This is a genomic window from Shinella sp. M27 (assembly GCF_049199905.1).
Taxonomy (GTDB): Bacteria; Pseudomonadota; Alphaproteobacteria; order Rhizobiales; family Rhizobiaceae; genus Shinella.
In genome coordinates this window covers 72,357-76,986 of sequence record NZ_JBLZPK010000019.1, presented here as the reverse complement: position 1 = coordinate 76,986, position 4,630 = coordinate 72,357, and the positions used below count along the sequence as shown (strand labels likewise).

The 4,630-nt window shown below is 60.5% G+C and carries 6 protein-coding genes and 1 pseudogene; 5 read left to right on the top strand and 2 right to left on the bottom strand.

Translation table 11 applies throughout. The annotated features are described in order from the left end of the window. Nucleotides 1–175 (top strand): annotated as a pseudogene (locus ACOZK4_RS07650) (aspartate aminotransferase family protein); the annotation flags it as partial. 69 nt (nt 176–244) lie between these two features. Then, nucleotides 245–1,552 carry an ArgE/DapE family deacylase gene (locus tag ACOZK4_RS07645; RefSeq protein WP_421591378.1) on the top strand — a complete coding sequence of 436 codons (1,308 nt, stop codon included), beginning with the start codon at nt 245–247 and terminating at the stop codon, nt 1,550–1,552. 29 nt (nt 1,553–1,581) lie between these two features. Here the strand turns inward: ACOZK4_RS07645 and ACOZK4_RS07640 are convergent, their stop codons facing one another. Together ACOZK4_RS07640 and ACOZK4_RS07635 are read right to left on the bottom strand one after the other, a co-directional pair. Continuing rightward, the gene (locus ACOZK4_RS07640) at nt 1,582–1,890 is read right to left on the bottom strand and encodes a ribbon-helix-helix domain-containing protein (protein WP_421591376.1); all 309 of its coding nucleotides are present in this window, start codon (nt 1,888–1,890) and stop codon (nt 1,582–1,584) included. 62 nt (nt 1,891–1,952) lie between these two features. Further along, the gene (locus ACOZK4_RS07635; protein ID WP_421591375.1) at nt 1,953–2,114 is read right to left on the bottom strand and encodes a hypothetical protein; all 162 of its coding nucleotides are present in this window, start codon (nt 2,112–2,114) and stop codon (nt 1,953–1,955) included. Between ACOZK4_RS07635 and ACOZK4_RS07630 the strand changes: the two genes are divergently transcribed. The 3 genes from ACOZK4_RS07630 to ACOZK4_RS07620 form a co-directional block, all read left to right on the top strand. After that, nucleotides 2,101–2,496 carry a VOC family protein gene (locus ACOZK4_RS07630; protein ID WP_421591373.1) on the top strand — a complete coding sequence of 132 codons (396 nt, stop codon included), beginning with the start codon at nt 2,101–2,103 and terminating at the stop codon, nt 2,494–2,496. The genes ACOZK4_RS07635 and ACOZK4_RS07630 overlap by 14 nt on opposite strands. Nucleotides 2,497–2,553: 57 nt before the next feature. Further along, nucleotides 2,554–3,084 carry a gluconate 2-dehydrogenase subunit 3 family protein gene (locus tag ACOZK4_RS07625; protein ID WP_421591371.1) on the top strand — a complete coding sequence of 177 codons (531 nt, stop codon included), beginning with the start codon at nt 2,554–2,556 and terminating at the stop codon, nt 3,082–3,084. 80 nt (nt 3,085–3,164) lie between these two features. Beyond that, nucleotides 3,165–4,630 (top strand): GMC family oxidoreductase (locus ACOZK4_RS07620; RefSeq protein WP_421591369.1); only part of this gene is annotated, 1,466 nt, incomplete at its 3' end.

Below are 4,630 nucleotides of genomic sequence, written 5' to 3'. Positions count from 1 at the left end.
GGGCAAAAAGATCGGCCCGCAGATCTCGGCCGCCCTTCTCGAACGCGGCGTCATCGGCCGCGCCATGCCGCAGGGTGATATCCTCGGCTTCGCCCCGCCGCTATGCCTCACCCGCGAGGAGGCCGATATCGTCGTCAAGGCAACAGCCGGCGCCGTGAAAGCCATTCTCGGCTAAGCCTGCTTGAAAAGAGCGGGGCAGCCGCTACGCTGCCCCGTCGCAACGCGCATCGTTGTAAGGCTGCCAATGACATCTGCACATGACCGGATCATCGCCGCCGTTGATCGGCTTTTTGACGAACAGGTCGAATTCCTTGAGACGCTGATAGGCTTCCAATCGCTTCGCACAGAGGAAGCCGCAGCACAGGACTTCATCGCGAAAGCGCTGACGGATCGTGGCTTCACAGTCAGCCGTTTCCGAACCGATTCTTCCAAGATAGGCGAGCACCCTGCCTTTTCGCCGACAACGGTGAATTACGACAACAGCTGGAACCTCGTGGGTCTTAAAACCTCCACCGGCAATGGAGGCCGATCGCTCGCCTTCAATTCCCATGTCGACGTCGTGCCCGCGGGAAGCAAGGACCGTTGGGCATCACCCCCCTTCGAGCCACGCCGGGATGGCGACTGGCTCTATGGGCGCGGCGCAGGCGACATGAAGGCGGGCCTCGCGGCCTCGATTTTCGCTCTCGATGCCATCACGTCTGCGGGCCTTTCGCTCAGCGGCGAAGTTCAGGTGCAGTCCGTGGTCGAAGAGGAGATTACCGGTAACGGCGCGGCGACCGCCTTTGCTCTCGGCTTTACCGCTGATGCTGTCCTCAGCCCCGAGCCAACCGACGAACAGCTCGTGCGCGCCAATGCCGGCGTCATCAAGTTCCGCCTGGAGACCAGGGGGCGTCCCGCGCACCCGCGTGAACCGGAATCCGGCCAGAGCGCCATCGATCTGATGATCCGCCTGATCGGTCACTTGCGCGTGCTCGAACGCCAATGGATCGCCGACCGGGCCGGTAAACGCTGGTTCCAGGATCTCGTCAATCCGGTCGCATTGACGATCGGCACCATTTCAGGCGGCGACTGGATCGCTTCGATCCCGAGCGACTGTGTCGCGGAAGGGCGGATCGGGTTCTATCCCGGAGAAGACCCGAAGGTCCGGGCGCGTGAAGTCGAAGCGTTTATCGATCTTATTCAATCCGAAGATCCCGCCTTCGCCGGCGAACGGCTGGTCACACTCAGCTGGGTCGGTGTCATGCATGCCGGCTATGAACTGCCTGAAGGCACGGACGCCGAGAAGACACTGCGCAGCGCTCATGCCGCAACGCATTCCGGCACGGATCTCGATGCCTACGTGATGGCCTGCTATCTCGACGCCGCCGTGTTTTCCGTACACGGCAACATCCCCTCACTCGTCTACGGCCCCATCACGGAAAACATCCACGGCATCGACGAACGCGTCAACCTGTCCTCGCTGCGGCGTGTCACGAAGACGCTGGCCCTCTTTGCGGCGGATTGGTGCGGCATTCAGGAGAATGAGCAGTCTGCCCCACCTGCCAAGCCCTAGATTCGTTGGCAGAAGGCCGCAATCACCTGCTACTCAGCAGCAACGATATGAAGCTTACGGCCGACGTCGCTTTTTTCGGCGCCACCCATCAGGTGGATCAGACAGCTCGTGCGCAGAAGCGAGGCGAAATTCGATACAGCGCCGTTGATCTCGAGTGCCTCGTCGTAGAGCGTTGAGAGAAAGCGCGACGTCGACATGCCTTGACCGGCCGCGATTTCGTCGATCAACACCCAGAAAGCCGCTTCAAGCTGAATGCTCGTCGAATGCCCGCCAATCCGCACCGAACGGTTGACGGGGCGGTAGCGTTGCGGGTCCTGGCCCGCAAAAACCTCACACATGGCATATCCTCCAGTCTTGTTTTTATGGGGTGATTATGCGGCGCGGCCTGCGCCTGGTCAAATCATCCTTCCACGCCGGAAAACACAAAAAATCCTTCTTCTGAAACTCCAGAAATGAAAATCAGCGTGCGGTAACAGGCTGCTACCCGCAACGGCGAATCCGGGCGCAAACTTCCTGCAACACTTCGAACTGCAAGCAGGAAAGACAGTATGGCGAAATCCATTCACTCGATGATCCGCGTTCTGGACGAGGACCAATCCGTCGCCTTCTACAAGGATGCCTTCGGGCTTGCCGTGGTCGATCGGCTCGACTTCGAGACCTTCACACTCGTCTACATGAGCAACGCTGAAAGCGAATTCGAGCTTGAGCTGACGATCAACAAGGGGCGCACATCTCCTTATGATCTTGGCGACGGCTACGGCCATTTCGCCGTATCCGTCTCCGACCTCGATAGCGAACATGCCCGCATTTCCGCACTCGGCTTCACCATCGGCAAGATCGTGGAATTCAACCGCGATGGCAGCCTTCTCGCCCGCTTCTTCTTCGTGACCGATCCCGATGGCTACAAGATCGAGGTCCTGCAACGGCACGGCCGGTTCAAATGAACGAACGGGCGGCCTGAAGAGAGCCGCCGGTTTCAAACGCAATGGGAGGATTGCAACATGACCACCATCTACGAGCAACGTCCCGGTCTTTCCCGGCGCGAGCTTTTGAAGCGCGGGACGATCGGCGCCGCGCTCATCATTACGGGAAATGCTGTGATCAGCCCGGACAGGGCGTGGGGCATGGAGACGGCGACGCTTAAGCCCGACACTATGGCGACCCTGATCAAGCTAGCTCGCGATATCTATCCGCACGATTCCATCGCCGACCGTTTCTACGCTATCGCCGTGAAAGGGCACGACACCAAGGCCGGCACGGACGCCCAACACAGGGACTTGATCGAGACTGGCATCGCCGATCTCGACAAGCGGGCCGGTGAAGGCGGCTACCGTGGCCTCGGATGGGAGGAGGATCGCGTCAAGATCCTGCGTGAGATCGAGACAACGCCATTTTTCCAGGCGGTGCGCGGCGATCTTGTCGTCTCTTTCTATAACCAGAAGGAGCTCTGGCCACACTTCGGCTACGAGGGCGAATCCTATTCGAAAGGCGGCTATATCGCCCGCGGTTTCGACGACATCGAATGGCTTTGACGACGATTTGACGGCCGGCGCTGGAGGAGGCGCCGCTGCAAGGCGCATAGCGCCGATCGTCCATGTTTCAGGAGGAAACCATGACAGCTCCTTATGATCTCAACGACGACAGTGTGGTCGTCATCATCGGCTCGGGTGCCGGCGGCGGCACGCTCGGCAACGAGCTGGCGCAGAAAGGCATCGACGTCGTCGTGCTCGAGGCCGGTGCGCGTATCGAACACGAGGATTTCATCAACGACGAATGGGACAGCTTCGCCCAGCTCGCCTGGCTCGACCACCGCACGACCGGCGGCGGCTGGCGTGTCTCGAAGGACTTTCCCAACCTTCCGGCTTGGATCGTCAAGGCAGTGGGCGGTACGACGACGCACTGGGCCGGTGCGTCCCTGCGCTTCCAGGAACACGAGTTCAAGACGTTGACGCACTACGGCAAGGTCGATGGCGCCAACCTGCTGGATTGGCCGCTAACCCTGGCGGAACTCGAGCCATACTACGCCAAGGCTGAAGACAAGATGGGCGTGACCCGCACCAACGGGATTGAAGGGCTGCCAGGCAATAACAATTTCAAGGTGTTAAAAGCCGGCGCCGACAAGCTCGGCTACACAGAATGTCATACCGGCCGCATGGCCATCAACTCGGCCGACCGCGATGACCGCATGAGCTGTCAGCAGACGGGTTTCTGTTTCCAGGGATGCAAATGGGGCGCGAAATGGTCGACGCTCTATACGGAAATCCCCAAGGGTGAGGCCACCGGCAAGCTGGAGGTGCGGCCGAACGCGCATGTCGTCAAGATCGAGCATGACGACAGCGGCAAGGTGACGGCTGTCGTCTATGCGGACAAGGACGGCAAGCTACAAAGCCAGAAGGCCCGCATCGTGTGCGTCGCCGGCAATTCCATCGAGAGCCCCCGCCTCCTGCTCAATTCGGCCTCGAATAAATTTCCCGATGGTCTCGCCAATTCCTCCGGCCAGGTCGGCAAGAACTACATGCGCCACACGACCGGTTCCGTTTACGCTGTGTTCGAGAAGCCGGTCCATTTCTATCGCGGCACGACCATGGCCGGGATCATCAGGGACGAGGCGAAACACGACCCGGCGCGCGGCTTCGTCGGGGGATATGAGCTGGAAACGCTGGCGCTCGGCGTGCCCTTCATGGCCGCCTTCCTTGATCCGGGTGGCTGGGGTCGATCCTTCGCCTCCGCCATGGACAGCTACGCCAATATGGCGGGCCTCTGGATCGTCGGCGAGGACATGCCGCAGGAGCAGAATGCCGTGAAGCTGCATGGCGATTTGAAGGACAAGCACGGCATGCCGATCCCTGATGTCTGGTTCACGGATCATGCGAACGATGTCGCGATGCGCAACCATGCCTACAAGCAGGGCGAAGCGCTTTATGCAGCCGTCGGCGCGACGCGTAGCTTCCCCACGCCGCCCTACCCCTCGACGCACAATCTCGGCACCAACCGCATGAGCGAGAAGGCGCAGGACGGTGTCGTCAACAAATGGGGCCAGACACACGACATCCAAAACCTCTTCGTGTCGGACGGCAG

What these genes read in the sequence shown, in the direction of transcription:
- ACOZK4_RS07635 (WP_421591375.1), bottom strand. Translation starts at nt 2,114, where the DNA reads ATGGATTTCGCCATACTGTCTTTCCTGCTTGCAGTTCGAAGTGTTGCA.
- ACOZK4_RS07640 (WP_421591376.1), bottom strand. Translation starts at nt 1,890, where the DNA reads ATGTGTGAGGTTTTTGCGGGCCAGGACCCGCAACGCTACCGCCCCGTC.
- ACOZK4_RS07625 (WP_421591371.1), top strand. Translation starts at nt 2,554, where the DNA reads ATGACCACCATCTACGAGCAACGTCCCGGTCTTTCCCGGCGCGAGCTT.
- ACOZK4_RS07630 (WP_421591373.1), top strand. Translation starts at nt 2,101, where the DNA reads ATGGCGAAATCCATTCACTCGATGATCCGCGTTCTGGACGAGGACCAA.
- ACOZK4_RS07645 (WP_421591378.1), top strand. Translation starts at nt 245, where the DNA reads ATGACATCTGCACATGACCGGATCATCGCCGCCGTTGATCGGCTTTTT.